28 protein-coding genes are annotated in these 26,153 nt (G+C 74.3%); 14 read left to right on the forward strand and 14 right to left on the reverse strand.

The window, feature by feature from the left end; all coding sequences use genetic code 11:
- Positions 1 to 11 precede the first annotated feature (11 nt).
- Both ACFP1K_RS31050 and ACFP1K_RS31055 read right to left on the reverse strand, forming a co-directional pair.
- Complete coding sequence (locus tag ACFP1K_RS31050; protein WP_380759982.1) at positions 12 to 758, reverse strand: response regulator; 747 nt, start codon at positions 756 to 758, stop codon at positions 12 to 14.
- Positions 722 to 2,017, reverse strand: a complete 1,296-nt coding sequence (locus ACFP1K_RS31055; RefSeq protein ID WP_380759984.1) for a sensor histidine kinase — start codon at positions 2,015 to 2,017, stop codon at positions 722 to 724. Before ACFP1K_RS31055 ends, ACFP1K_RS31050 begins: the two co-directional genes overlap by 37 nt.
- A 182-nt stretch (positions 2,018 to 2,199) precedes the next feature.
- On the opposite strand from ACFP1K_RS31055, the gene ACFP1K_RS31060 reads away from it, so the two are divergent.
- From ACFP1K_RS31060 to ACFP1K_RS31090, 7 genes are all read left to right on the forward strand, one after another.
- Entirely contained in the window at positions 2,200 to 2,424 is a 225-nt protein-coding gene (locus tag ACFP1K_RS31060; protein ID WP_380759986.1) for a hypothetical protein, read from the forward strand.
- Positions 2,425 to 2,490: 66 nt separating this feature from the next.
- Entirely contained in the window at positions 2,491 to 3,642 is a 1,152-nt protein-coding gene (locus ACFP1K_RS31065) for an NAD(P)/FAD-dependent oxidoreductase (protein ID WP_380759987.1), read from the forward strand.
- A gap of 284 nt (positions 3,643 to 3,926) precedes the next feature.
- The gene (locus ACFP1K_RS31070) at positions 3,927 to 5,072 is read left to right on the forward strand and encodes a TRM11 family SAM-dependent methyltransferase (RefSeq protein WP_380759989.1); all 1,146 of its coding nucleotides are present in this window, start codon (positions 3,927 to 3,929) and stop codon (positions 5,070 to 5,072) included.
- A 433-nt stretch (positions 5,073 to 5,505) separates the two neighbouring features.
- Positions 5,506 to 6,360 carry a helix-turn-helix transcriptional regulator gene (locus tag ACFP1K_RS31075; protein ID WP_380759991.1) on the forward strand — a complete coding sequence of 285 codons (855 nt, stop codon included), beginning with the start codon at positions 5,506 to 5,508 and terminating at the stop codon, positions 6,358 to 6,360.
- 65 nt (positions 6,361 to 6,425) lie between these two features.
- Positions 6,426 to 7,556, forward strand: coding sequence for a sensor histidine kinase (locus ACFP1K_RS31080; protein ID WP_380759993.1), 1,131 nt, complete (start codon positions 6,426 to 6,428; stop codon positions 7,554 to 7,556).
- Positions 7,553 to 8,209, forward strand: a complete 657-nt coding sequence (locus tag ACFP1K_RS31085) for a response regulator (protein ID WP_380759995.1) — start codon at positions 7,553 to 7,555, stop codon at positions 8,207 to 8,209. Before ACFP1K_RS31080 ends, ACFP1K_RS31085 begins: the two co-directional genes overlap by 4 nt.
- Positions 8,210 to 8,338: 129 nt before the next feature.
- A complete protein-coding gene (locus ACFP1K_RS31090) occupies positions 8,339 to 9,322 on the forward strand; it encodes an NAD(P)-dependent alcohol dehydrogenase (RefSeq protein WP_380759997.1) in 984 nt (327 codons plus the stop codon).
- A 37-nt stretch (positions 9,323 to 9,359) separates the two neighbouring features.
- Here the strand turns inward: ACFP1K_RS31090 and ACFP1K_RS31095 are convergent, their stop codons facing one another.
- Positions 9,360 to 11,579 (reverse strand): AfsR/SARP family transcriptional regulator, encoded by a 2,220-nt coding sequence (locus tag ACFP1K_RS31095; protein ID WP_380759999.1) that lies wholly within the window; start codon positions 11,577 to 11,579, stop codon positions 9,360 to 9,362.
- Between the two features lie 246 nt (positions 11,580 to 11,825).
- Here ACFP1K_RS31095 and ACFP1K_RS31100 point away from each other — a divergent pair, with 246 nt between their 5' ends.
- Positions 11,826 to 12,704: an alpha/beta fold hydrolase gene (locus ACFP1K_RS31100; protein WP_380760001.1), complete on the forward strand. Its 879-nt coding sequence runs from the start codon at positions 11,826 to 11,828 to the stop codon at positions 12,702 to 12,704.
- Positions 12,705 to 12,708: 4 nt separating this feature from the next.
- On the opposite strand, the gene ACFP1K_RS31105 is transcribed toward ACFP1K_RS31100, so the two are convergent.
- The 4 genes from ACFP1K_RS31105 to ACFP1K_RS31120 all read right to left on the reverse strand — a co-directional run bounded on the left by ACFP1K_RS31105 (position 12,709) and on the right by ACFP1K_RS31120 (position 15,935).
- Complete coding sequence (locus tag ACFP1K_RS31105; protein WP_380760003.1) at positions 12,709 to 12,990, reverse strand: PASTA domain-containing protein; 282 nt, start codon at positions 12,988 to 12,990, stop codon at positions 12,709 to 12,711.
- A 91-nt stretch (positions 12,991 to 13,081) separates the two neighbouring features.
- On the reverse strand, positions 13,082 to 14,308 hold the full coding sequence (locus tag ACFP1K_RS31110; RefSeq protein ID WP_380760005.1) for an ABC transporter permease: 1,227 nt from the start codon (positions 14,306 to 14,308) through the stop codon (positions 13,082 to 13,084).
- Positions 14,305 to 15,363 (reverse strand): peptidoglycan-binding protein, encoded by a 1,059-nt coding sequence (locus tag ACFP1K_RS31115; RefSeq protein ID WP_380760007.1) that lies wholly within the window; start codon positions 15,361 to 15,363, stop codon positions 14,305 to 14,307. The genes ACFP1K_RS31110 and ACFP1K_RS31115 overlap by 4 nt, the downstream gene beginning before the upstream one ends.
- Before the next feature lie 20 nt (positions 15,364 to 15,383).
- Entirely contained in the window at positions 15,384 to 15,935 is a 552-nt protein-coding gene (locus ACFP1K_RS31120) for a hypothetical protein (RefSeq protein WP_380760010.1), read from the reverse strand.
- Between the two features lie 165 nt (positions 15,936 to 16,100).
- Between ACFP1K_RS31120 and ACFP1K_RS31125 the strand changes: the two genes are divergently transcribed.
- Positions 16,101 to 17,369 (forward strand): sensor histidine kinase, encoded by a 1,269-nt coding sequence (locus ACFP1K_RS31125; protein ID WP_380760012.1) that lies wholly within the window; start codon positions 16,101 to 16,103, stop codon positions 17,367 to 17,369.
- Positions 17,366 to 18,025, forward strand: coding sequence for a response regulator (locus tag ACFP1K_RS31130; protein WP_380760014.1), 660 nt, complete (start codon positions 17,366 to 17,368; stop codon positions 18,023 to 18,025). Before ACFP1K_RS31125 ends, ACFP1K_RS31130 begins: the two co-directional genes overlap by 4 nt.
- A 20-nt stretch (positions 18,026 to 18,045) precedes the next feature.
- On the opposite strand, the gene ACFP1K_RS31135 is transcribed toward ACFP1K_RS31130, so the two are convergent.
- Positions 18,046 to 18,438, reverse strand: coding sequence for a winged helix-turn-helix transcriptional regulator (locus tag ACFP1K_RS31135; protein ID WP_380760016.1), 393 nt, complete (start codon positions 18,436 to 18,438; stop codon positions 18,046 to 18,048).
- Between the two features lie 114 nt (positions 18,439 to 18,552).
- Between ACFP1K_RS31135 and ACFP1K_RS31140 the strand changes: the two genes are divergently transcribed.
- The gene (locus ACFP1K_RS31140; RefSeq protein WP_380760018.1) at positions 18,553 to 19,380 is read left to right on the forward strand and encodes an SDR family oxidoreductase; all 828 of its coding nucleotides are present in this window, start codon (positions 18,553 to 18,555) and stop codon (positions 19,378 to 19,380) included.
- 45 nt (positions 19,381 to 19,425) lie between these two features.
- Here ACFP1K_RS31140 and ACFP1K_RS31145 read toward each other — a convergent pair whose 3' ends face one another.
- Positions 19,426 to 19,794, reverse strand: a complete 369-nt coding sequence (locus ACFP1K_RS31145) for a ClpX C4-type zinc finger protein (protein WP_380760020.1) — start codon at positions 19,792 to 19,794, stop codon at positions 19,426 to 19,428.
- Between the two features lie 214 nt (positions 19,795 to 20,008).
- Between ACFP1K_RS31145 and ACFP1K_RS31150 the strand changes: the two genes are divergently transcribed.
- Complete coding sequence (locus ACFP1K_RS31150) at positions 20,009 to 20,656, forward strand: DUF6518 family protein (protein ID WP_380760022.1); 648 nt, start codon at positions 20,009 to 20,011, stop codon at positions 20,654 to 20,656.
- A gap of 97 nt (positions 20,657 to 20,753) precedes the next feature.
- Here the strand turns inward: ACFP1K_RS31150 and ACFP1K_RS31155 are convergent, their stop codons facing one another.
- The 5 genes from ACFP1K_RS31155 to ACFP1K_RS31175 form a co-directional block, all read right to left on the reverse strand.
- Positions 20,754 to 21,515: an ABC transporter permease gene (locus ACFP1K_RS31155; RefSeq protein WP_380760024.1), complete on the reverse strand. Its 762-nt coding sequence runs from the start codon at positions 21,513 to 21,515 to the stop codon at positions 20,754 to 20,756.
- Positions 21,512 to 22,408, reverse strand: a complete 897-nt coding sequence (locus ACFP1K_RS31160; protein WP_380760026.1) for an ATP-binding cassette domain-containing protein — start codon at positions 22,406 to 22,408, stop codon at positions 21,512 to 21,514. Before ACFP1K_RS31160 ends, ACFP1K_RS31155 begins: the two co-directional genes overlap by 4 nt.
- A 273-nt stretch (positions 22,409 to 22,681) precedes the next feature.
- A complete protein-coding gene (locus tag ACFP1K_RS31165; RefSeq protein ID WP_380760028.1) occupies positions 22,682 to 23,518 on the reverse strand; it encodes a DUF4097 family beta strand repeat-containing protein in 837 nt (278 codons plus the stop codon).
- A 94-nt stretch (positions 23,519 to 23,612) separates the two neighbouring features.
- Positions 23,613 to 24,137 carry a hypothetical protein gene (locus ACFP1K_RS31170; RefSeq protein ID WP_380760030.1) on the reverse strand — a complete coding sequence of 175 codons (525 nt, stop codon included), beginning with the start codon at positions 24,135 to 24,137 and terminating at the stop codon, positions 23,613 to 23,615.
- Between the two features lie 94 nt (positions 24,138 to 24,231).
- A complete protein-coding gene (locus tag ACFP1K_RS31175) occupies positions 24,232 to 24,684 on the reverse strand; it encodes an Lrp/AsnC family transcriptional regulator (protein WP_380760032.1) in 453 nt (150 codons plus the stop codon).
- A 63-nt stretch (positions 24,685 to 24,747) separates the two neighbouring features.
- Between ACFP1K_RS31175 and ACFP1K_RS31180 the strand changes: the two genes are divergently transcribed.
- Together ACFP1K_RS31180 and ACFP1K_RS31185 are read left to right on the forward strand one after the other, a co-directional pair.
- The gene (locus ACFP1K_RS31180) at positions 24,748 to 25,515 is read left to right on the forward strand and encodes an AzlC family ABC transporter permease (protein WP_380760034.1); all 768 of its coding nucleotides are present in this window, start codon (positions 24,748 to 24,750) and stop codon (positions 25,513 to 25,515) included.
- 8 nt (positions 25,516 to 25,523) lie between these two features.
- The gene (locus tag ACFP1K_RS31185) at positions 25,524 to 25,853 is read left to right on the forward strand and encodes a branched-chain amino acid transporter permease (protein ID WP_380760036.1); all 330 of its coding nucleotides are present in this window, start codon (positions 25,524 to 25,526) and stop codon (positions 25,851 to 25,853) included.
- The last annotated feature ends 300 nt before the right edge of the window (positions 25,854 to 26,153 follow it).

Here is a 26,153-nt window from a genome sequence, read left to right on the forward strand (position 1 = left end):
CCGGTACGGCGTCAGCCGGTGTCGGGGTGGTCGTCCAGCAGGCCGGCGTCGTGGACGAGCAGGGCGATCTGGACGCGGTTGTTGAAGCCGAGTTTGGCGAGGACGCCCGACACGTGGGTCTTGACGGTGGGCAGGCTCAGGTGGAGCACCGCACCGATCTCGGCGTTGGACCGGCCCTGGCCGACCGCCACCGCGACCTGCCGCTCGCGGTCGTTGAGCAGCGCCAGGCGTCCCGCCGCCTCGGCGCGGCGGCGGTCCTGGCCGGACTCGGCGACCCGGGCGATCAGGCGCCGCGTCACCGAGGGGGACAGCACGGGGCGGCCCCGCGCCACCTGGCGTACGGCGGCGACGATCTCGGCGGGCGGGGTGTCCTTGAGCAGGAACCCCGCCGCCCCCGCCCGAAGCGCCCGCAGCACATGGGCGTCGGCGTCGAAGGTGGTCAGCATGATGACCTCCGGCGCCCCCTCCCGGGCCCGCAGGGCCTCGGTGGCGGCCAGGCCGTCCATCGCCGGCATCCGGATGTCCATCAGCACCACGTCGGGAGCGTGCCGATCCACCAGCGGCCGCACCTCGGTGCCGTCACCGGCCTCGCCCACCACCCGGATGTCGGGCGCCCCGCCCAGCATCATCGCCAGCCCCGCCCGCACCAGCGGATCGTCGTCCACGATCAGCACATCGACCGTCCACGTTTCCGGCGCGCCGACGACGTCCTGCGATGGCCTCACGACGGCCAGGGTAACCAAGCCGCCACCCGCCATCCACCTGCCCCCGTCGCCCCGTGCTCCAGCCGCCCTCCCACCAGCTCCACCCGCTCCCCCAGCCCGATCAGCCCCTGCCCCCCGGAGCCCTCCGGCGCGGCCATCACCGACGCCGGCGCCGTCCGGCCCGCCGTTCCCGGCAGGTAGAGCCTCTGCGTCCCGGCTGCAGCCGGGGAGTTCACCACGGGCATGCTCGCCGTCACGGACGTGCCGCCGGGCGTGTCCGGGGTTCCCGGTGGGCCGGCCCCTGGCGCGGGCGGGGTGTTGTGGATCTCCACGGTCAGTCCCCCGGTGGGGGAACCCGACAGGCGGACGGTGACCTCGGCGCCGGGGGCGTGTTTACGGACGTTGGTGAGGGCTTCCTGGACGATCCGGTAGGCGGTGCGGCCCAGGGCGCCGGGGACGGTGCCCTCGGTGTGCTCGCACAGGTGCACGCGCATCCCGGCCAGGCCCGACTCGGCCACCAGGTGGCGTACGTCGTCCAGGGTGGGCTGGGGAAGCTCACCCACGGGGGCGCGCAGGACGCCGATCACCTCGCGTAGATCCTGTAGTGCCTGGTGCGCGCTCTCACGGATCACCTTGGCCGCTCGTGCCAGGTCCTCCGGGGGCGCGCCGGGACGGTACTCCAGTGCCCCGGCGTGCACGCTGAGCAGCGACAGGCGGTGGCCGAGGACGTCGTGGATCTCGCGGGCGATCTCTTCGCGCGCGTGGTGCTGGGCCTGCTCGGCGCGCAGCCGCGCCTCGGTCTCGGCGCGCACCGCGCGCTCGCGCAGCGACTCCATCAGGCGGCGCCGGTGGTGCACGAACAGGCCCCACCCGACCGCCGCGCTCTGCGCCACCACCCCCATCATCATCAGCAGCACCCACGACGCGCCGGGCTCCGGCCGCAGCAGCGAGTAGGACAGCGCCGCCAGCAGGCTCAGCCCGTACACCGCCCAGGTGATCCGCGGCGGCCGATGCACCGCCACGGTGAACAGCGCCACCAGCATCGCGCCCGCGACCAGCTCGGAGAACGTCGACACCGCCACCAGCGTGACCGCCAGCCCCACGGGGTGGCGGCGGCGCAGCCACAACGCCGCGCAGCCCAGAGCGCCGCTGAGCTGGTCGAGGTTGAACAGCCACTTGGGCACCGGAAGCGCCTCCGCGTCCCAGCGCATGGCGGCCGCGACCACCCCGAACGACACCGCCAGCAGAAACAGGGCGGTGTCCACCAGGCCATTGCGAAGGCGCCGCCGCGGCGCGGGGGTCTGAGTCTCCATCCTGCCCGGGAGCCTACGGCGCCCCGGCCCGCTCCCGGACCCCGGCGGCCCAGGCCGATACCGAAGTCACCCCGGCCCGCTACTTTGGTCGCTCCGCACGTCCGGAGCCCGCGACGATCGGCCGGGCACGAGGGCCTTATGGCCGATTCGCCGGGTAGCGCGGGGTTCCTAGGCTTCCCGGCATGCGCAAAGCCATCGCGACCATCGGTTTCATCATGACCGTGCAGGGCGTCAGCGGAGCCATCGACCACCTGGCCGTCCAGCCGTTCTTCGGGCCGATCCTCAACTTCTTCAACCGCCAGATCATCCCGCGCCTGGACTTCGTCACCGGCTACGAACTGTTCGCCAACCTCCTGCTCGCCTCCCTGGGCGTCGTCGTCATGTTCGCCGCCGCCGGCCGCTCCTGAGCCACCCTCTTGCCGATACGGCAAGACAGTTTGTCAAAGAGGGCGGTACGGGCCGAGCATCCACTCATGACGAAGACAGAAGAACAGACAGGACCCCGTCCCGGTCGACAACGGTACGACGTCGTGGTGATCGGCGGCGGTGCCGCCGGCCTGAGCGGCGCGCTCACGCTGTCCCGGGCCCGCCGGTCGGTCCTCGTGATCGACGCCGGCCACCCCCGCAACGCCCCGGCGACCCACGTCCACACCTACCTGACCCGCGAGGGCACCCCACCCGGCGAACTGCTGGCCATCGGCCGTGCCGAGGTGACCGGCTACGGCGGCGAGATCGTGACAGCCACCGCCGGCGCGATCCGCCGCCGCCCCGACGGAGACTTCGACGTCACGCTGGAGAAGATCGCCACGGTGGACGACCGGGGCGCGCCGCCGACCGGAACCACAGCGGGGAACGACGCCGTCCGCGAAGCCCGGACCGCACCGGACGACGGTGCGGCCCTCTTGGACGGCGCCGCCGTGTCGAACGGAAAGCCCACCTCGGACGGCGCGCGCACCGTCGTGGCGCGGCGGCTGTTGGTGGCGACCGGGCTGGTGGACGAGTTGCCCGGCATATCCGGCCTGGCCGAGCGGTGGGGGCGGGACGTGCTGCACTGCCCGTACTGCCACGGGTGGGAGGTCCGCGACCAGGCGATCGGCGTGGTGGGCACCGGCCCGATGTCGGTGCACCAGGCCTTGCTGTGGCGGCAATGGAGCGCCGACGTCACCTACTTCACCCACACCGCCCCAGAGCCCGGCCCGGACGAGCGCGAGCAACTGGCCGCGCGCGGCATCCCCGTCGTGGAGAGCCGGGTGGCCGCCGTCGAGGTGACCGGCGACCGGCTCACCGGCGTCCGCCTGGACGACGGCCGCACGATCCCCCGCCAGGCCCTGGTGGTGGCCACCCGCCTCACCGCCCGCGCCGACGTCCTCACCACCCTCGGCCTGACCCCCGCCGACCGCCTCCTGGGCGACCACGTGATCGGTACCCACATCCCCGCCGACCCCACCGGCGCCACCACCGTCCCCGGCGTCTGGGTCGCCGGAAACCTGGCCGACCCCCTCGAACAGGTCATCGGCGCCGCCTGGTCCGGCGTCCGCGCCGCCGCCGCCATCAACTCCGCCCTGATCACCGCCGACACCCACCACGCCGTCACCACCCACCGCGCGACCGCTTCCACCCCCTGACCGCAACGACTGATCCCGGCTGGGCGACCGTGGGGGTGCGGCCGGGGCTTGGTTGGGGGGCGGGGATTTCGGTTGAGGGGGTGAGGGTGGGGGCGTTAGGGTGGTGATCATGCAGTTCTTCTTTCCGCTCGGTTAGGTCCCCGCCGGTGAGACGTGGTCTGTCCCGTTGCCGGTGATGCGGGGCGGTGGGGTGCCGTTCCCGGGGCCGACGTGGGAGAAGAACGATTTATGCGCATTCGCGCGTGGTTTCTTGTTGCCCTGCGTCCTGGCGCGGCTGCCGTTCTGTGACGGCGGCGCGCCTGGTGGCGCGGTGTGTGCGCGGGCTGGAGACGGTGGTCGCGGCCGAGATCCTGCAGAGCGACGGGGTGACCGTCACTCGTCTTGGGCATCGCGAGGTGCATTTCCGGGCGGGAGCCAGCGGATGGAGAGCCGCCAGTACGGCGGATGACGTGTTCCTGCTGGCCGGGGCGTGTCCTGACATCGGCCCGGGCAGGGAGGGGCTGGGGGCGCTGGCGGAGCTCGCGGCGGCGGTGGACGCCTTGGGCGTGGTGCGGCTGCGGGAGCGGTACACGGGGGGCGGGGCACTCACCGGAGTCGAGGTGTCGGCGTCGTTCCTCGGCAGGCGGAGGTTCAACCGGTACGACGTGGAGGATGCCGTCGGGCCGGTTCTGGCGCGGCGGCTGGGGGTCGGGTACCACTCCCGGCGCTCGGGAGCCGTGCCCGCGGCCACCGGCGGGGGATGGCGGCTGGCCATGGACGGCGTGCGGGCAAGCCTCATGTTGCGGGTCGGGGAGCGTCCGCTGCATCGGCGCGCCTACAAGGGGATCACCCTGCCTGGGAGCCTGCACCCGCCGGTGGCCGCCGCGATGGCCCGCCTGGCCGGCGTCCAGGCCGGCGACACCGTCCTCGATCCCTGCTGCGGCGCCGGGACCCTCCTGATCGAGGCGTACCTGCAGCAGCCGGGGTCTCACCTGTACGGCTTCGACCTCTCGCCCGCCGCGGTCCGTGCCGCCCGGCGGAACGCCGCCGGGGCGCCCGCCGCGGACACCGATCGCCTGCTCATCGGGGACGGATCGCCGCCCCCTGTGGGATGGCCCGGCGGGGGCGTGCGATCCGCCGTGCCCATCAGCGTCGAGCAGGCGGACGCGGGGCGGCTGCCCGTCCCCGGCGGGGTGGCCGACCGGGTGTTGTGCAACCCGCCGTGGGGCGCGCAGGTCGGGGCGGGCGGAACGCTGGCCGGGGATCCCTCGGCGTGGTGGCGGGAACTGCGCCGCGTGCTCGCACCCGGCGGGACGGCCGTGCTGCTGCTCCCGGGCGGCGGTGACATCGCCACCGGAATCGGCCACGGCTTCGTGCCCGAGCACGTGCAGCGGATCCGCCTCTCCGGCGCCCAGCCGTACATCGTCCGCTTCGCCGCACCCGGGCGGTGAGCGGAGCCGAGCGTCCGGTCACGTGGGTCCTCCACGTGACCGGATGACGGTCGCCGCCCTGCCGACAACGGTTACTTGATCGGTGTCGCGACATGGACATGCACCGCCACGCAGGTGGCGTTGTGATGCACGTCACCCCTGTTCCTCCCGAACGTGGGACGCACAGACCGTCGGCCACATGGGGGGCGATGTGAGGCGCGCCACCCCCGCTCCCCCGGAGACGAGGCTGACGAAGTCCCGGCCGGTGATGCTCCGGCACACGCCCTCCGCCGGCCGCGCCCGGGTGGCGGGCCCCACCCGCCTTCTGGGCCGTTCCCGGGTGGTGAGGAGGCCCAAAACGCCGCCCCCCTGGTAGCTGGGGGGCGGTCTGGGCGGTTCCGGGGGGTTGTGGCAGGACCAGGCTGGTTGGGGGGAGCGCGCCTAGCCTGAGGGCATGAGTGAGAGCAATGAGCTGGGGGTGTTCCTGCGCTCCCGGCGTGACCTTGTGAGGCCCGAGGAGGCCGGATTGGGAACGGGGGGGCGCCGGCGGGTGCCGGGGCTGCGGCGGGACGAGGTCGCGCAGCTGGCGGGGATCTCCGCGGAGTACTACCTGCGGCTGGAGCAGGGACGGGACCGGCATCCGTCGGCGCAGGTCGTGGACGCGCTGGCGCGGGTGCTGGGCCTGGACGAGGAAGGGCTGGCCGAACTGCGGCGGCTGGCCCGGCCGGTGCGGCGGCGGGCGGTCCGGCGCCAGCCCGAGCGGGTGCCGTGCGGGCTGCGGGAACTGGTGATGTCCCGGCTCGACATCCCGGCCATGGTCGTGGGGCGCTACAAGGACGTGCTGGTGGCCAACCCCCTGGCCGCCGCCCTGTACGGCGTCACCTGCGGGTTCAACGTCCTGCACGCCACCTTCCTCGACCCGGGGGTGCGGGCGCTGTACGAGGACGACTGGGAGAAGTGCGCACGCAGCCTGGTGGCGTCGGTGCGCGCCCTGACGGGCCCGGAGATCCGCGACTCCTACCTGGCCGAGCTGGTCGGCGAGCTGGCGGTGCGCAGCGAGGAGTTCCGCCGCCTGTGGGCCCGCCACGACATCCGCCCCCGCACCAGCGGCGTCCTGCGCCTGCGCCACCCCCAGGTCGGCCCCATGGAGCTGAACTTCGAGAAGCTGGCCGTAGCCGGCAGCGACGGCCAGATCCTGATGTTGTTCCACGCCGCCCCCGGCAGCCCGGCAGCCGAGTCCATCGCCCTGCTCGGCCACCTGATCGCCGACACCGCCCCCGACGCCACCTCCCGCCTGCCCGCCTCCTGACCCCCGGTGAAAACAGGCGCCTCACGTCCGGTCCGCGGCGCCGCCGCCTTCCGTACGATGATTGCGTGCGCGGCCTCGTTCGCTCGGTGTGGGATGAGCCCCGTCCCCCCGACCCGCCCCGGCGGGTGTGGCGGGACTGGGCCCTCGTGGCGCTGTTCGCGCCGCTCGCCGTGGTGGAAGGGTTCCTGCGGCCCGATCTCCCGTTACGGGTCCTGGCGGTGGCCGTCACCGTCGCCCTGGTGCCCACGCTGTTGTGGCGCAGGACCCATCCCCTGACGGTCGTCCTCGTCGTCTTCGGCACCACGAGCCTGGTCCCGCTGCTGACCGGCGGCGTGCCGGTGGAGACCAACACCCAGGGATTCCTGCTGCTGGTCGTGTACGCGTTGTTCCGGTGGGGAGCAGGGCGCGAGGCCGTGATCGGGATGGGCGTCATGCTCACCGCGGTCACCCTGTCGTTCGTCTCCGACCGCATCGCCCCCGCCGACGTGCTCCCCGCGATCGCCGTCATGTTCTCCGCCATCGCCCTCGGGGTGGCGTTCCGCTACCGCTCCCGGGCGAGGATGCGCGAGCTCGACCAGGTCAAGCTGCTGGAACGCGAACAGCTGGCCCGGGACCTGCACGACACCGTCGCCCATCACGTCTCGGCGATGGCGATCCGCGCGCAGGCGGGCCTCGCCACCTCCGAGTCACGGCCGGACGCCGCCACCGACGCGCTGCGCGTGATCGAGGCCGAGGCCGCGCGAGCCCTGGACGAGATGCGCGCCATGGTCCGCGTCCTGCGCCGCGACCAGCCCGCGGAGCTGGTCCCCGGCCGCAGCGTCGAGGACCTGCGGCGGCTGGCCGGTCGGTTCCGCTCGGGGCCGTCCGTCGAGGTGGAGACGTCCGGCGACCTCGACGACCTCCCGCCGTCGATCACGGCGGCGGTCTTCCGGCTGGCCCAGGAGTCGGTGACCAACGCCCGGCGGCACGCCAGGCACGCCACCCGCATCGAGGTCCGCGTCACCGCCGACGACACCACGGTGCGCCTGCGGGTCAGCGACGACGGCGCCGGCGGCCCGGCCGCGCCCCCCGGCTACGGCCTCATCGGCATGCGCGAGCGCGCCACCCTGCTCGGCGGCACCTGCGTCGCCGGGCCGGACCCCGAGCGGGGCTGGACGGTCACCGCCGTGCTGCCGCGGGCCGGGGCGGCGACATGAGCGTCACGGTGCTCGTCGCCGACGACCAGGAGATCGTCCGCACCGGCCTGGCGATGATCCTCGACGCTCAGCCCGGCATCGAGGTGATCGGCCAGGCCGCCGACGGCCGCCGCGCCGTCGAGCTCGCCCGGCGCCTGCGCCCCGACGTGTGCCTGTTCGACATCCGCATGCCCGGCCTGGACGGCATCGCCGCCACCCGCGCCCTCGCCGGGCCGGGCGTGGACAACCCCCTCGCCGTCGTGGTCATCACCACGTTCGACCTGGACGAGTACGTCTACAGCGCCCTCAGGGCCGGCGCGAGAGGCTTCCTGCTCAAGAACGCCGGCGCGGCCCTGCTCTCCCAGGCCGTGCACGCCGCCGCCGACGGCGACGCGCTCATCGCGCCCAGCGTCACCGCGCGCCTGCTCGGGAAGTTCGCCCGCACCGGCCCCGCCTCACCCCCGGTCCGGCCCATCGAGGCGCTCACCCACCGCGAGGAGGAGATCCTGGTCACCGTGGCCCGGGGCCGCACCAACAGCGAGATCGCCGACGAGCTGCACATCTCGCTCAGCACCGTCAAGACCCACGTCGCCAGCCTGATGGCCAAGCTCGGCGCCCGCAACCGCGTCGAGATCGCCATGTGGGCCTACGAGACCAACCGCGTCGGGAGCTGACCGGCCCCCGCCGATCGGCCCTCGATCAGGCGTACTTTCGACCGATGAGCCCGGCGGGGCGTGACTTTTAGTCTCGGTTCCGTGAGCGCGGCCTACGGGTTCCGCGCCTCAGCGGATGAGGGGTACGCAATGAAGGCATTCGTCTTACGCTCCTACGGCTCACCCGACGTGCTGGAGCTCACCGACATCGACAAGCCCGTGCCCGGGGACACCGAGGTACTGGTCCGGGTGCGCGCGACGTCCGTCAATCCCTACGACTGGCACCACATGCGTGGCGAGCCGCGTGTGGCGCGGCTGATGGGCGGGCTCGGGCAGCGCCGGCCGAAGTTCGCCGTCCTCGGCACCGACGTGGCCGGGGAGGTCGAGGCGGTCGGCAGGGACGTGACGCGGTTCCGTCCCGGCGACGAGGTGTTCGCGCTGGTCCACCAGGGCGGCTTCGCCGAGTACGCGTGCGTCCGGGAGAGCGAGCTGGCGCCCAAGCCGAAGAACCTGTCCTTCGAGCAGACGGCGGCGATACCGATGGCGGGCAACACCGCCCTGATCGCCCTGCACGACCAGGGACGGCTCCAGCCGGGGCAGAAGGTCCTGGTCAACGGGGCGTCCGGCGGTGTGGGGACGTTCGCGGTGCAGCTGGCCCGGGCGGCCGGGGCCGAGGTCACCGGCGTGTGCAGCACGCGGAACGTGGACCTGGTGCGGTCGATCGGCGCGCACGAGGTCGTCGACTACACCGCGCGGGACTTCACGCGCGGCGAGCGGCGCTACGACCTGCTGCTGGACGTCGCGGGAAGCCGCTCGCTGACGGCCTGCCGCCGCGTGCTGACCCGCAAGGGGACGTTCGTCGTCATCGGCGGGGCGGGCGGCCGGTGGGTGCAGCCCGCCGGGCACGCGTTCTCGGCGCTGGCGATGGGGGTGTTCGCGTCGCAGCGGGTGGTCCTGGCGGACGCCGTCAACTGCCCGAAGAACAGGGAGAACCTGATGATGCTGACCGAGTTCTGCGAGGACGGCAGGGTCACCCCGGTCATCGACCGGCGCTACCCGTTCGAGGAGATCCCGGCCGCCGTCAGGTACCTGGAGGAGGGCCACGCCCCGGGGAAGGTCGTCATCACGGTCTAGGCCTCCCGGAACCGGTGAGGCGAGGGCCCGGGTCCCCTCACCGGGGGCGGCGCAGGGCGGCGTCGAGATCGCTCAGGTACCCGGCGACGGGACCCAAGGTGAACAGCCCGCTGCCCGCCCCGGCCAGTTCCGCCGCCGCGGGGGCGAGCTCGGCGCGGGCGCGCGCCATCGTCTCCCGGTCGCCGACCGCGACGGCCGCGCGGGCGACGAGGCACCACAGGGCCTCGAACAGCAGGTCACGCGGTGGCTCAGGGATCTCCCGCAGCGCCGCCGCGGCCTCGCCGGGACGGTCCCGGGCCAGGAGCAGGGGACGCACCCAGGGCAGGTACGGCCCCCAGCGGGCCCGCCCGGTCACCTGGCCGGCGGCCTCCGCCACCTGGCCGTCGGGGACGGCCGTCCGGTCGACAGGGACGGCCGCCGGGGTGGAGTCCGCGGTCACACTGCCGGGCCCCGGCACCGGTCCGGCGGTCCCGGACGTCTGGGAGGGCCGTGACCGGCTCAGCCGCAGGGACAGCAGGGCGAGGGGCAGCAGGCCGTGCTCAAGGCCGGGCATTCCGGCGCCGTCCAGGTGCGCGGCGGCGGCGCGGTAGGCCGTCTCCGCCTCCCGCGCCGGGCCCGGGCCGGTGGCGGCGAGGCGGAGCGCGCGGTACCAGCGGGTGAACACGCCCGCCAGCGGCAGCTCGTTGCGTGCGGCCAGGTGGTCCACGGCGGTGGCGTGCCGTTCGGCCGTCGCGAAGTCGGCGAGCGCGGCACGGGCCTGCATGCGGACGAGGTGGCCGAGCACCTCGAAGGTGACCAGGCCGTGCCGGGCGGACAGGGCGACCAGCTCGGCGCCGATCGCGTCCCGGTCCCCGGCCAGGCCCGCCCGGTGGAAGGTCTGCATGAACACGCCGTTGAGGGCGAACGCCAGCAGCGCGGGATCGTCCAGGCCCCGGGCGAGCCGCTCCGCCTGGCGTGCGGCCTCGGGCCCGCGCGCCGCGCGGGTGCCGCGCGACTCCACGGCGATCGTGGCGAGCAGCCGAGCCCGCGCCGCCTCGTGCCCGGCGGCCGACAGATCCGCCAGGGTGCGCTCGGCCGCCGCGAGCACCCGCGCGGCCTGCTCGGGCTCGTCGACCCGGGTCCAGATCGCCGGGACGTCGTACGCGCCGATCACCCGGGCGGTCAGCTCGGCGTCGCCCAGCTCCTCGGCCGCCGCGACGGCCGCCACCCGGTGCCGCCGGGCCTCCTCCAAGCCGCCGCCCCCGGTCACCGCGAGGCTGCGCATCAGCCCCACCGTCGACTCCAGCCGCGCCCGCGCCCCCGACGCGACGACCCGGTCGTACGCGTCCGCGGCCCGCGCCCACACCTGTGCCGCGTCCGCCGTCGGGCCGGATCCGTGAGGCGCGTCGCCCGGTGCGGCGGCCTTGGGGGCCGCCGCGGCGATCCCGGCGGCGGCGTCCACCGCGAGCCCCGCCTCACCCGCGCGCTGGACGGCGTCGTCTCGTTCGCGTGGCAGGCCGGGGTCGAGGTGGGGAGCCTGACGGAGGATGTCGGTCTCCAGGTGGCGCAGGCGGGGGCCGGGGTCCAGGCCCAGCCGTCCCGCCAGGAGGGTGCGGGCGCGGCGCAGCACCGCCAGGGCGTCGCCCTGGCGGCCGGTGCGGTACAGGGCGAGGGCCAGCAGGCGCCAGGCGTCCTCGCGCCAGGGATGTTCGGCGACGTGGGCGTCCAGGTCGGGCACCGCCTCGGCGGCCAGGCCCAGCGCCAGGCGGGTCTCGGCGCGGAGCTCGACGGCGTGCAGCCGCAGCTCGGCCAGCCGGGAACGCTCCGCCCGGGCCCAGTCCTCGGCGGCGAACTCGGCGTAGGCGGGGCCGCGCCACCAGCCGAGCGCCTCCTCCAGCCGCGCCAGCGCCTCGGCGGGCGGGAGCGTCGCGGCGGCGGCCACCGCCCGCTCGAAGCGCCAGGCGTCCACCGACCCCGGTCCGGCGCGCAGCGCGTACCCCGGCCCCTCGGTGACCAGGAGCGTGGCGGGGGCACGGGGCGGGCGCCCGGGTTCCAGGGCGCGGCGCAGCGCGGCCACGAAGGTGCGCACCGCGCCCACCGGGTCGGACGGCGGGTCGGTCCACAGGTCCCCGGCCAGACGGGTGACCGGGACGATCCGGCGGCGCGCGACGATCAGCCGGGCCAGCACGGCGCGGTGCCGCGGCCCCCTCAACGCGATCGCGTCCCCGCCGTCCTCCCACGCCGTCACCGGCCCGAGCACTCCGAACCGGACCTCCACCCTCGCCCGTCCTCTCCTCGGAACCGTGACGACCACTGCGCCGGGGCCGCGCGGGAGCGGCCACTCAGCCCGGGGAGTCCCCTCGGGTTCCCGGACACGGCCGTCCGCGTCACCCGATACGCCGCACCGCGACGCACGCCCCTTCGGGGACATCACCCCTCCGACCACGCTATGCCGTGCTCATCGGTTGCTCATCCGCGCCCGGCAGGCTGAGGACATCCCCCACCGCCACGAAACGGAGTACCGATGACACCGTCCATCCCCGGCTTCACCCACCACCGCGTCCAGGTCGCCGAGGGCGTGCGCCTGCACGCCGCCGTCGCGGGCTCGGGCAGCCCGGTCGTGCTGCTGCACGGCTTCCCGCAGACCCACCTGATGTGGCGGCACGTCGCCGCCGACCTGGCGGCCGACCACACGGTGATCTGCCCCGACCTGCGCGGCTACGGCGCCAGCGACAAACCCGCCGAGACCGGTCCGGACGTCTACGCCAAGCGCACCATGGCCGCCGACATCGTCGCCCTGGCCCACGCGCTGGGGCACGAGCGGTTCGCGCTGGCCGGGCACGACCGGGGCGCCCTGGTCGCCTTCCGCGCCGGGCTCGACCACCCGGACACCATCACCCACCTGGCCTGCCTCGACGTGCTGCCGACGCTGGACATGTGGGAGGTGATGCGCGGCAGGTCCGCGGCCGTCGGCTTCCACCTCTACCTGATGGCCCAGCCGCCCGGCCTCCCCGAGCGCATGATCGCCGCCGCCCCGGACGCCTTCTTCGGCCACTTCCTCGACATCTGGGCGGGCGGCCCGCAGGTCATCCCGCCCGGCGTCCGCGCCGCCTACCTGGACGCCTGCCGCGCCGCCGTCCCCTCGATCGTCGCCGACTACCGCGCCTCCGCCGGAATAGACGCCGATCACGACCAGGCGGACCGCGACGCCGGCACACGGCTGCGCATGCCGGTCGCCGTCCTCCAGCAGGACTGGGGCGCCGCCCTCGGCTTCGACGCCGCGTCCCTGTGGAGCGCCTGGGCCCCCGGCCTGCACCACGCCACGGTCACCAGCGGCCACTTCATGGCCGAGGAGTCCCCGGCCGACGTCACCAAGGCCATCCGCGACCTGCTCACCCGCTGAACCGTCAGCCTTCCTCGGAAAGGCCGGCCTGGAGCGTCCGCGAGGGCGGCGCGGGATCACGCGGCTCACGCACCCCGCTGCCGTCGTCAGGCGCGTCCCGGACCCACACGGTCACCGCCCGCCACCGCTCCACACGGGTACCCGGCGGCGGTTCCTGCGCCACCACGATCCCGTTCATGACGGGATCGGCGCCGTCGGGGTCGGGCCCCTGCAGGAGCACCCCGGCGTCGTGACCGGCCAGCCAGGCGTTCAGCGCCTGCTGGCCGCGGAAATCCGGAACGATCACGATATCGAGCAAAACGCCGTCACCACGTCCATGGTACGCACGGCGCGGCGGCGAGCGGCGTCCCGTCGGCCGGAAGACGCGGGGAATCCGGTCACGTGGCGCGCAGCGCCTCCGTGGGGGCGAGGCGGGCGGCTCGGGCGGCCGGGTAGAGCCCGGCCAGCGCGCCCACGATCAGTGCCGCGGCCAGGCCGAGGGCCACGCCGCCGGCCGGGACGACGGGCGGCCAGCCGCGGTTCAGGGCCGTCAGGTACGTGATGAGCGCGCCCGACGCCGTCCCGGCCGCGCCGCCGAGGGCCGCCAGCAGCAGTGACTCCAGCAGGAACTGCACGGTGATGTGGCGGCGGGTCGCGCCGAGCGCGCGGCGCAGGCCGATCTCCCCGCGCCGTTCCAGCACCGAGATGACCATCACGTTCGCGATGCCGACCCCGGCGACCAGCAGGGCGACGGCGCCGAGGCCGAGCAGCAGCGACGTGCCGGAGCCCGCGACCAGGATCCGGGAGGTGAGCGCGTCGGAGGGGCGGCTGACCGTGACGGTGTTGGGTGCCCGCGGGTTGACCGCGCGGGAGAGCAGCTCCGCGGTCGCGGTGACCCGCCGCAGGTCGGCCCGCAGGTAGACACGGGTGGGGTGGCCGTCGTAGCCGAAGAGCCCGGCGGCGGCCGGCATGCCGATGAGGGCGGACCGGTCGATCTCCGGCGCGAGCTCCAGGGGCCGCAGCACGCCGATGACGGCGAACCAGTGCTCGCCGATGCGGATCCGGGTCGCGGGGTCGAGATGGGCGACGCCGAGCTGCGCGGCGGCGTCGTGGCCGAGGACGACGACCGGGTAACGGCCGGTGGCGGCGCTGAGGAAGACCCCGGCCGCCGTGGCGCCGTCCAGGGTGGCGAGCAGGGTGGGCTCGGTGGCGCGCACGTCGACGGCGCCGCCGCCGTGGTCGGGGATCCGGTCGGTGCGGCGGACCCGCGGCCCGTCCTCGAGCCGGGCGGTCGCCGTCACCCGCCGCACCCCGTCGGTCCGCGCGACCGCCGCCCCGGTGGTGACCGGCAGCTGAATCTCGTCGCCGCCCACGGTGCGGCCCGTGGTGACGGTGAGCAGATCGGTGCCCAGCCGGTCGATCAGCCCGAGCAGCTCGGCCTGGCTGGAGCGTGTGATCCCGAGGACCGCCACGATCGCCGCGATCCCGATCGCGATGCCCAGCGCCGACAGGACGCCCCGCAGGCGCCGCGCCCGCAGTCCGGCGGTGGCCAGGGACATCAGGTCCGCCGCCCGGACGCGGGACCTTCCCTCCCGGCGGCCGCCGGTCGTGGTGGCAGGGGTCATGACAGCGGCACCTCCACCCGGGCGCCTTCGCGAAGGCCCCCGCCGGTCACCTCGACCGTGCCGGCGTCCTCGTCGTACAGGCCGGGCTCGACCGGGAGCAAGCGCCGCGCGGCGCCGTCCAGCACGGCCAGCTGGTAGCCGCCGCCGGGGCGGGCCAGCAGGGCGGTGACCGGCACGGTCAGCACGCCCCGGCGGCGTTCGCCGACGATGCCCACCTGGACGGGGGCCAGGTCCAGCCCGGTGAAGGCGGCGCCCGGCCTGATCAGCGTGATCGTCACCGGGACGGTGGCCGTGCCGCCTTCCTGCCCGGCCGCGGCGGCGACCTCGCCCACGGCGCGGACCCGGCCCCGGACGGGCCGGGTGGCGCCCGGCGGCAGGACCTCCACCCGGTCGCCGGCGCGTACCTGGTGGCGCCGATCGGTGGGCAGCGCCACGCGTACGACCCGCGTCGTGGAGGTGGCCGTCAGCATCCGGGCTCCCGGCCCGGCCAGCGTCCCCGGGGCGGCGACCACCCGGGCGACCCTGGCCGGGCCGGGAAGGAAGACCACCTCGCCCAGGTCCAGGGTGCCGGTGCGGCGGGCGGCGGAAAGCCCCCGGGCGGCCTGCCAGCGCCGCACCGCCGCCGCGGTGGCCGTGGAGAAGTGCCGGTCCACCGTCATCACCCGACCCGGGTCCATGCCCAGGGCGGAGAGGTTGCGCTCCAGCTGCTCGACGTCACGGCCGTCCCCCATGCCGGGCGCGAAACGGCGGTAGGCGGGGACCGTCCCGTACAGCAGCGTCGCCCGTACCCCGGCCACCGCGAACAGCCGCGCCCCGCGCCGCAGCACCGCCCCCGGACGGGGCGCGGCCGTCACCACCCCGGGCGGCAGGCCGCTGACCACGCTGCGGTCCCCGTCGAAGCCGAGCACCCCGGGCAGCGACACCCGGGACGTCACATCCCCCAGCGTCACCGGCGCCGACGTCACCGCCACCCGCGGCCCGCCCGCTCCGTCCGCGGGCGCGGGCCCCGCGCAGGCGGCACAGAGGACGGCCGCCAGGACCACCCCGGTCCGCATCGGAACCGGCCGGCCGTTCCTCACGAGAGCTGGCCGAAGCCGGGGAGGGCGTACTGTTCGCAGGACTCGAAGGCTCTTCGCACCGCGGCGGACTTGGGGTCGCCGACCTGGCTGGAGCCGACCGGGAAGATGCCCTCGGCGGTGGGGTCCGGCCATGCGGGAACGCCGTGGCCGCGGACACACCGGGCCAGCTGCCGCAGCCGGCGGAGCTCGGCGGCGGTCGGGACGCGGGCGGGGCCTCGCGCGGAACCGCGGGAGCCCATCTCGCTCATGATGGCGCGGCACTCGGGGACGCGTTCCAGGGCGGCGAGCTCACGTTTCCGGGGGGTGTCCCCGTCCCCTGCCGGGAAGGTGACCCGGTCGTCCTCGATCACGGGGTCGGGGAAGGCGGGGTGGCCGTGGTCGCGGGCGCACTGGGCGAACCGCCGGGCCGCGGCCAGTTCCCGCTGGACGTCGTCGGGGGACGGCGAGGCGGTCGCTCCCGCCGGGCCCTCGGACGGTCCGGGCGAGCAGGCGGTGGCGCCGAGCGTCAGCGCCACGGCCAGCGCCGCCGAGGCGAGTCGTGGAGTCATGGCTTGAAGGCTCGCCGTTCCCCCCGCCCCGGCGCGTCCGCCGGCCGGCGGACCCCGGCGTCCCTCCCCGGACGGACATCCCGCCTCGCGGCGCCGGCCGGGTGGAGATCGATGTCCGTCTCACGGCAGATGCCGGGCCGCCGCCGGGCCGCGTATCCTGCCGCCGTGCGGCTCTTGGGGCGGGTCTCGGCCGGTGCGCGACGGCTCGCCGTCGACGTCGCCCTTACCGCGGGGGTGCTCGCGGCCAGTGTGCTGTCCGGGCCCGGCACGCTGCTCGGGCCGGTGGACGAGATGGCGATGTTCAAGGTGTTCGGGTCGGTGCCCGAATGGCAGCGGCAGCGGTTGTGGTGGTGCCTGGCCGCCCTGGTCACCGTGCTCGCCCTGTTCGCCCGGCACCGCCGGCCGGGGGCGGCCATGGGGCTGGCGGCCGCGGGGACCTGCGGGCACCTGCTGTGCCCAGCCCTGCCGCACACGCCGCTGGACCTGGTCTCGCTGCTCACCATGTACGCCGTGGCCGCCACCGCCCGGACCCGCGGCCGCTCGGTGGCCGCGTTCGCCGCCGTCCAGGCCGTGGTGGCCGGGATCTGCCTGACCGTCGCGTACGGCGCTGCCGGGAGCAAGTACCTGTTCGCCCAATCCCTCCTGGCCGTCCCGCGCGGGCCGCAGGACCCGCTGGCGCAGGCCGCCGCGCAGGCGGTGCTGCCCGCCCTGCTGCTCGGCGTCGCGTGGGCGGTCGGCGACAGCGCGCGTACCCGCAGGGCGCACCTGGCCGTCTTGGAGGCCCGGGCCGCCGACCTGGCCCGTGAGCAGGAGCAGCGCACCGCCCTGGCGGTGGCCACCGAACGCGGCCGGATCACCCGCGAGCTGCACGACGTCGTCGCGCACGGCCTGTCGGTGATGGTGATCCAGGCCCAGGGCGCGCAGGCGGCGCTGCGACGCCATCCTGAGCGCACCGAGGCCGCGCTGGCCGACGTCATCGGCACCGGGCGGGCGTCGCTCGCCGAGATGCGACGCCTGCTCGGCCTCATCCGCACCGGCCCGGAGCTGGCCCCCCAGCCAAGCCTGGCCACGCTGCCCGAGCTCATCGAACGGGTGCGGGCGGGCGGCACCGAGGTGGCGTTCGCCGTGACCGGCGAGCCCGCCGTGCTGCCCGCCGCGGTGGAGTTGTCGGCCTACCGCGTCGTCCAGGAGGCGCTGACCAACAGCCTCAAGCACGCCCCGGGCTGCGGCTGCCGCGTGGACCTCCGCTTCGCCGCCGGCCTGCTGCGGATCCAGGTCGTCGACACCGGCGGGCCCGCGCCCGCCCCGGTGTTCGGCAACGGTCTGCGCGGCCTCACCGAACGGGTGACGGCTCTCGGCGGCACGCTGCGGGCGGGGCCGGGCTCGGGCGGCTTCGAGGTGGTCGCGGTGCTGCCGCTGGAGTCACCGGCGTGATCCGCGTGGTGATCGCCGACGATCAGGCCCTGGTCCGCACCGGTTTCCGCATGATTCTCGACGAGACCGGCGACATCGCCGTGGCGGGCGAGGCCGCCGACGGCTTGGCCGTCCTGGAGGTCACCGGCCGGGTGCGGCCCGACGTGGTGCTGATGGACGTCCGCATGCCGGGCATCGACGGCATCGAGGCGACCCGCCGCCTGCGCGCCGCGGCCGGTCCGGACGGCCCGCCGCACGTGATCATTCTGACCACTTTCGACCTGGACGAGTACGTCTACGCCGGGCTGCGCGCCGGAGCCGCGGGCTTCCTGCTCAAGGACACCCTCGCCACCGACCTGGTGGCCGCCGTCCGGTCCGTCGCCCAGGGGAACAATGTGGCGGCCCCGACGGTGACCCGCCGCCTGATCAGGCATTTCGTCGGTACCGCGCCCCGCCCGCCCGGCACCGCGGCACTGGCCGCGCTGACGGCGCTGACCGCCAGGGAACGGGACGTGCTCGCTCTGATCGCTCAGGGCATGTCGAACCAGGAGATCGCGGACCGGCTGGTCGTCACGGAGGGCACCGTGAAGACGCACGTCAGCCGCATCCTCGGCAAGCTCGGCCTGCGGGACCGGATCCACGCCGTCATCTACGCCCATCAGAACGGGATCGCCTGACGCGTCCCCGCCTCGACACGTCAGGAACGGCGGGCGGGCAGGTGATCGGTGGAGTCGTAGCGCTCGCGGGCCTGGTCCACCTCGTCCAGGTGGGCGGCCGACCACATGGCGAGCGAGGCGAACAGGGGGGCCAGGCTGCGGCCCAGGTCGCTGATCTCGTACTCCACCCGCGGGGGCACCTCGGGGTGGTAGGTGCGCAGCACCAGGCCGTCGCGCTCCAGCTGCCGCAGGCGCTGGGTCAGGACCTTGGGCGTGATCGTGCCGATGCGGCGCTCCAGCTCGACGAACCGCTGCCGGCCGTGCTCGTGCAGCGTCCACAGGATCGGGGTGGTCCACCGGCTGAACACGATGTCGACCACCGGGGCGATCGGGCAGGCCAGCTCGGGCCCGGCCTTCGCCGTGTCACTCCACACACACGCCTCCGACCTCGATACTTTCCTCTAGGTACCTACTATATCCAGGATGCTAACGTCGCCGAGGTCGTGCGGGCGGACGCCCCGCGACGATACGGAGACGGGAGCATTCTCATGATCGTGGTGACGGGGGCCACCGGTAACGTCGGCCGCCCGCTGGTGCGCATGCTGGCCGAGGCGGGCGAGACGGTGACGGCGGTGTCGCGCAACCCGCCCCTGGAGCCGGACGGCGTGCGGCACCTGCGGGCCGACCTGTCCGACCCCGGAAGCCTGCGGCCGGCGCTGGAGGGCGCCGAGGCGGTGTTCGTGCTGGTCCCCGGCGCGGGGGCCGATCCGCACGGCGTGCTGGACGCCGTGAAGGCCGGCGGCGCGCGCCGGATCGTGCTGCTGTCCTCCCAGGGGGCGGGGACCCGGCCGGAGTCGCCCTCCCACGCCCCGCTGCGGGCGTTCGAGGACGCGGTGCGGGGCTCGGGCCTGGACTGGACGGCGCTGCGGCCCGGAGGGTTCCACTCCAACGCGCTGGCCTGGGCCGACACGGTCCGCGCGCACCGTGCGGTGGCGGCGCCGTTCGGCGACGTCGCCCTGCCGTCCGTCGACCCGGCCGACATCGCCGAGGTCGCCGCGGCCGCCCTGCGCGACACCCGCCACATCGGCCGCACCTACGTGCTCACCGGCCCGGCCGCCACCACCCCCCGCGAGCGGGCCCGGGCGATCGGCGACGCGCTCGGCGAGCCGGTGCGGTTCACCGAGCAGACCCGCGAACAGGCCCGTGCCCGGCTGCTGGCCTTCATGCCCGAGCCGGTGGTGGAAGGCACCCTGGACATCATGGGCCACCCGTCACCGGACGAGCGGCTCGTCAGCCCGGACGTCGAGCTGGTCCTCGGCCGCGCGCCCCGCCCGTTCGCCGGCTGGGCGCACCGCTTCGTCGCCGCGTTCCGCTGACACGGCGCGGGCCCGGGGCGGCACGGGCCCGCCGCCGTGGCCGGATCACTCCTCGCCGGAGAACTTCTCCCAGGCCGACTGGCGTGCCATGCCGAGGGCGGCGCCGATGCGGGCCCAGGTGACGCCGCGGTCGCGCAGACGCTCCACCCAGAGCCGCAGGCTGGCGTCGACCTGGGCGCTCACCGCGCCGATGCGGGGCAGGAACTCAAGGATCTGTTCGTCGGTCATGGAGTCCGACCAGGGGATCTCCACCGCCGAGGCGCTCTTCGGCAGGTCCAGGACGGTGATGCACAACTCCACGCAGGTGTCGCAGATGAACACCCCCGGCCCGGCGACCAGCTTGTTCACCTCGGTCTTGGACTTGGCGCAGAACGAGCAGCGGATCTGCTGCTCGTCCAATGTGGTGGCGGTCATGCGAATCGTCTCCAGGGGGCAGGATGTCAGGCATTGCCTGACAAGACGACCGCCACCCTACGGCGTCAGGCGTTACCTGACAAGCCGGCGGGACGCCGGATGTGTCGCCGGCGCCGGGACGGCGGGCCCCTCCAGGGCCCCGGGCCGTGGCGACGGCCCCGCCACCTGCACAATGGAGCGCCTCCGATTCCCCGACCCGGCAAGGATCCGCACCATGAGCGACACCCACTCCCCCGCCGCCGTACGCACGCGAGCAGGCGCGCGGGTGTGGGTCCTGTCGCTCGGCGCGGCGCTGGGCGGCGGCCTCGCGCTCGGGGTGCTCACCAACCTCGCCCAGGGCTGGCTGCCCGGCGGGTGGAACCAGCTCGCCAACTCCGGCGCCGTGTGGACGGTCGCCGCGTTCGCCGCCGGGGCCGTGCTTGCCCGGCGACCGCTGCCCGTGGCCGTCGCCGGAGGCCTGTGCGCCGAGGCCGGGCTGGTCGCCGGCTACTACGGTTACGCGGAGTTCGGCAGGGACGGCATGGGCGACCTGTTCTTCCCGCTGGTGTGGCTGGCCATGGCCTTCGTCGCCGGGCCCCTCTTCGGTGTGGCGGGCGCCTGGTGGCGGCGTGGCCGGGACCGGCGGCGCCGTGTCGCCGGGCCGGCGGCGCTGGCCGGTGTCTTCGGCATGGAAGGCCTCCTGGCCGCCTGGAATCTGCATCACGCCTCCCAGGCGTGGGCCTGCCTGGCGGCCATGGTGCTGGTGCCGCTGCTGCTGGGCCGCACCCTCAGGGAACGGGCACTGACCCTGACGGCCGCCGTGCCGCTGGCACTGATCGCCTACGCCGTCGTCGTGATCCCCCTGATGAGCCTCTCCGGGTGACACCGGCTCGCGGACACGGACGCGGCGGCCCGCCCCGGTGGGGAGGGCCGCCGCTTCGCGAGAAGATCGGTCACGTGCGTGGGAGGATCGCGCCGGGCTAGACGCGGTCGAACTTGGTGCGCGCCCACAGGTACCCGGCCAGCGCGAGGGCGACGCACCAGGCCAGGGCGACCAGGCCGGTGGTGCCGGTTGGGGTGCCGTTGAGCAGGGCGCGCAGGGTCTCGATGACCGGGGTGAACGGCTGGTGCTCGGCGAACCAGCGCAGGCCCGCCGGCATCGACTCCGGCGTGACGATGGCGCTGCCGAAGAACGGGAGGAACTGCACGGGCAGCGCGGCGTTGCTGGCGCCCTCGGGGGTCTTGCTGATCAGGCCGAACGCCGCCGCCAGCCAGGTGAGGCCGAAGCTGAGCAGCGCCAGCAGGCCGAAGACGCCGAGCCACCCGGCGAGGCCGGCCGCGGGCCGGAAGCCGGCGAGCAGCGCCACGCCGACCACCAGCACGATGCTGATCATCGTCTGGATGACGCCCCCGACGACGTGGCCGGTCAGCACCGAGGCCCGGGTGATCGCCATGGTGCGGAACCGGTTGATGATGCCCTCGGTCATGTCGACGCACACGCCGACGGCCACGGCCATGGCGCCGGACGTCGCGGCCATCAGGACGATGCCCGGGGTGATGTAGTCGATGTAGTTCCCGCCGGTGCGCAGGCCGCCGCCGATGGCACCGCCGAAGACGTAGACGAACAGCAGCAGCATGACGATCGGCATGGCCACGTTGGAGACCGTCATGCCGGGGTAGCGCAGCGCGTGGCGCAGATTGCGGCGCAGCATGGTCGCCGAATCGGTGATGGCGTGGCTCATCGGACCTTGTCCTTGTCGGTGAGGGCGAAGAAGACGTCGTCGAGGTCGGGGGTGTGCACGGACAGCTCGTCGGCCTCGATCGAGTTCCGGTCGAGCCGGTCGAGCAGCGCGCGCAGCGAACGGGAGCTGCCGTCGCTCGGGACCTGCAGCGCGAGCGCCTCGTCGTCGCGCTGCGCCTGGCCGAGGATCCCGGCCGCGGCGTCGAACCGGCCGGGGTCGCTGAACCGCAGCCGGATGTGGCCGCCGGGGATGAGCCGTTTGAGCTCCTCGGGGCTGCCCTGCGCGACCAGCGTGCCGTGGTCCAGCACGGCGACGTGGTCGGCGAGCTGGTCGGCCTCGTCCAGGTACTGCGTGGTGAGGAAGACGGTGACGCCGCGGGACACCTGCTCGCGGATGATCTGCCACATGGTGTGGCGGCTGCGGGGATCCAGGCCGGTGGTGGGCTCGTCGAGGAAGATGACGCGCGGCTCGCCCACCAGGGTCATCGCGATGTCGAGGCGGCGCCGCATGCCGCCCGAGTAGGTGGAGGCCGGTTTGGGGCCCGCCTCGGCCAGGTCGAACCTGTCGAGCAGGCCGGCGACGCGGCGCCGCCCCTCGGCCCTGCCCAGGCGGTGCAGGTCGGCCATGAGGATGAGGTTCTCCTCGCCGGTGAGCAGCCCGTCCACCGCGGCGAACTGGCCGGTGACGCCGATCACGGCGCGCACCGCGTCGGCCTCGGTGACCACGTCGTGCCCGGACACCCGGGCCTCGCCGCCGTCGGCGCGGGCCAGCGTGGACAGGATCCGCACGACGGTGGTCTTGCCGGCGCCGTTGGGACCGAGCAGGGAGAAGACCGTCCCCTCCGGGACGTCCAGATCGATGCCGTCGAGCACGACCTTGTCGCCGTACGACATGCGCAGGCCCTTTGCCTGTATTGCCGATCGGGATGATTGGGTATTCACGAATGCCTCATCTCAGCGGGAGGAACGGGAGTGGTGCGCGCGGCCCGGGCACGCGGCGCGGACGGCATGCGGGCGCCGTCGATCGGCGGAGTGCCGGTGCGGGTCCGGGCGCGGGCCGGGGAGTCGAAAGGGCCGGGGTCTGCGGATCCGGGTGGTCAGGGCAGACGGACCCGGGTGGTCAGAGGCGGCGAAGGCGGTGGAGTGGAGAAGGCGGAGGGCCGGGGGTCAGGGGCGGCGGATGATGATGTCGCCGAGGGCGGTGTGAGCGCGCACCTCGATGGTGGTGCCGGAGGTCTCGGGGCCCTCGGACGGGGTGAGGGAGTTGCGCACCTTGCCGAGGCGGGTCTTCACGTCGAGCCACGCGGCGCTGGACTCCCGGATGCCGATCTCCAGGTCGCCGATGCCGGTCTGCAACGTGACCTGGCCGCGCGACACCTCACCGACCAGGATGCCGCCGTTGGCGGATCTGGCGTCGACCCCGGCGTGCGCGACGCCGATCGAGATGCGGCCGTTGGACGCCCTGGCCCTCAGGTCGCCGCCGACCTCGCCGATCGTGGTCTCGCCGTTGACGTTCTTGACGGTGGCGGTGCCGCCGACCTCGCCGACCTCGAGGCGGCCCGCCCCGGTGACCTCGGCGTCGCCCGAAGCGCGGTCCACGCGGATGCCGCCGTGGTCGGTGCGCAGGTCCACGCTCGCGGCCTCGGTGACGTGGATGTCGCCGACCGAGGCGGACAGCCTGCAGTCCCCGAGCGGGCCCTCGCAGGTGAAGTCCCCGAGCGGCGCGGCGCCCTGGACGTCCGATCCGGCGGGCAATTCGACGCGCACGTCGATCGACCCGCTCCTGCCGAACAGCGAGCGCTTCCTCGGCCCCTTGACGAGCAGCTTGCCGCCCGCGTAGCCGACCTTGGTCTGCTGCGCGGCCCGCACGTCGGCGTCCTCGTCGGGGTTCATCGGGAGCACCTCGACGACGGTGTCGGTGCGCCGGCTCGCGGTGACGCGGGCGGTGCCGACGTCGAACTCGATGGTCACGGAGATGGGTTCTGGAGTGTCGAACTCAGGCATGACTGGCCCGTTCTCATGGCGGTGGGTTGCGTTCCCGCCGGTCGGGCGGGTGATGGAGGTGAAGTGATGAGGTGGCGAGGTGCGCCACGACGGGCTAGCGGACCCAGCCCGTGAAACCCTGCGGCCCGCCGCGGCGGGCCCGGCTCGGGGGATGGCCGCGCTCGCCGGGTTCCAGGGCGGCTCCGACGGCCCGGACCAGCCAGGAGTTCACCGAGAGGCCCTCGCGCCCGGCGGCCTCTTCGACCCTGGTCTTGAGGTGGGCGGGGAGGCGGAGGTTGACGCGCGCGGCGCTCGCCTCGTCGCCGTCCGCCGGGGGCGGCGGCGGCGCGGCGCGCGGCGCGGTGTCGTACCCACCGGCGTCCTCGTACGGCTCCTGAGCAGGCGGCGTCACCACGAACTCGGGGTCGAGCCCGCGCAGCCGCACGTCGACCGAGCCCGGCGCGAGGTCGCGGGTGACCTCGCCCATGGCGGCGGACAGCGCGTTCAGCAAGGTGAGCCGGACGGCCGACTCCAGGGGCGCGGTGAGCCGCTCGGCCAGGGCCCGGGCTTCGCTCCCGCCGGCGTCGGCGGCGACCGCGAGCTCGTGCCGGAGGTGTTCGACGTACGGCGTGAGGTCCATGACACCAAGGATGGCACACCCATGGCACCATCGCAAGCCTTTATGGCACCACTTTGGCACCATAGCGGTGCCACATGGCATCAGTAGGTTTCTGTCAGCCCTTGATGCGCTTCATGGTGAGGTGGGAGTCGACCCGTGCGATCGGCGGGAGCGGGAGGATGCGCTGGCTGAGGAACTCCTCGTAGGCGAACTGGTCGCGGACGGCCACGCGGATGTAGTAGTCGGGGCGGCCGAACATGCGCCGGAACTCCAGGACCTCCTCCAGGCCGGCGATGCGGGACTCGAACTCCTCCACGGTCTCCAGGTCGTTGACCGCGATCTCCACCGACATCACGACCTCCAGGGAGCGGCCCAGCGCCTCGGGCGAGATCCGCGCCCGGTATCCGGCGATCACCCCGGCCTCCTCCAGGCGCTTCACCCTGCGCAGGCACGGCGGCGGCGTCAGGCCCACCCGGCGGGCGAGTTCCACGTTGGTCAGGCGGCCGTCCTGCTCCAGAAGAAACAATATTTCACGGTCTATCGCATCAAGCGTTATGGAATTGCTCATCGGGCGCCGTTCTCGATGGAAGTTGACACCAAATAATAGTACTGGCGCACTAAAATTGCGCCCATGAGTAAAATAGGGCATTCCCGGCGTCGTGGGCCCGGCGAGCGCCCGGGGGAATTCCGGGCGGCGGCGCGGGACACCTCCTCGGTGGGGCTGAGCCTGCTGCCGCTCGGGATCGGTTTCGGCGTCCTGGTGGTGCACACAGGGCTGACCTGGTGGTGGGCGACGGTGATCAGCGCCGTGGTGTACGCCGGATCGCTGGAGTTCCTGCTGCTCGGCCTGGTGGCCTCGGCGACGCCACTCGGGCAGATCGCGGTGACCGCCCTGCTGGTGAACTTCCGGCACGTCTTCTACGCGCTGTCGTTCCCCCTGCACCGCGTCCGGCCGCTCGCCCGGATCTACGCGACGTACGCGCTCACCGACGAGGCGTACGCCCTGGCCGGCGGCGAGGCGGCCAGGGAGTGGAGCGGCACCCGCGTGCTGTGGACGCAGGCCCTGTGCCAGGCCTACTGGGTGGCGGGCGCCACCCTCGGCGCGCTGACGGGCTCGCTGCTGCCCGGCACGCCGCCGGGCCTGGACTTCGCGCTGACCGCCCTGTTCGCGGTGCTGGCCGTCGACGCCTGGCGCGCGCGGCGGGACCTCCCCACCCCCGTGCTCGCCGTACTGAGCACCGCCGCCGCGGCCGTACTGGCCCCGGGGCAGATGCTGCTGGTGGCGCTGCCCCTGTTCACCGCGAGCCTTCTCACCCGGTACGCCCTGCGCCGCCGCCGGCAGCCGGCGACCCCCGCGCCTGCCCAGGTGAGCCACGCCGTCCCGGCCCTGGAAAGGTGACCCCGGTCATGCCCAGCCCGCTCTACCTCGCCGCGGCGGTCGGTGTCAGCGCCGCCGTCACCTGGGGCCTGCGCGCCCTGCCCTTCGCCGTGCTCGCCCCGCTGCGCGGTTCGGCCGTGCTGCGGTTCCTCGGCGCCCAGATGCCCACGGGCATCATGGTGATCCTCGCCCTTTACACCTTGCGCGGCGTCGACCCGGCCCGATCGGCCTCGGTGCTGCCCACCGTCCTGGCCCTCGCCGCCGCGATCGGCCTGCACCTGAAGACCCGCAACGCCGTGCTCAGCGTCCTCGGCGCCACCGCGCTCCACGTCGCCCTGTCGGCCCTGTGGCCAGGCTGAGCGCGGACTCCACGACGCGGTCGTCGGGTACGGCGGGACGGAAGTTCAGGGCCCATTGGACCGAAAGTTTCAGTGTGATCGGCCGGGAGTAAAACGTTCTCGCAGCTCATTGAGAGGCCGAAAAACCAGCCCAGCGTGTTTCTTCACTCCCCGAAAAACAATCGATAGTTTCGGAGGGCTCCCGTCCCCCTTCCTCCCTTACCCCTGGAAGGAGAGCCCTAGTGATCATGAGCTCGGGCCGTCCTGACATCCGTTCGACGGTCGTCGTGCTGACCCTGGCGACGACACTCACGGTCGCCG

This window comes from Sphaerisporangium aureirubrum (assembly GCF_042658925.1).
Classification (GTDB): Bacteria; Actinomycetota; Actinomycetes; order Streptosporangiales; family Streptosporangiaceae; genus Sphaerisporangium; species Sphaerisporangium aureirubrum.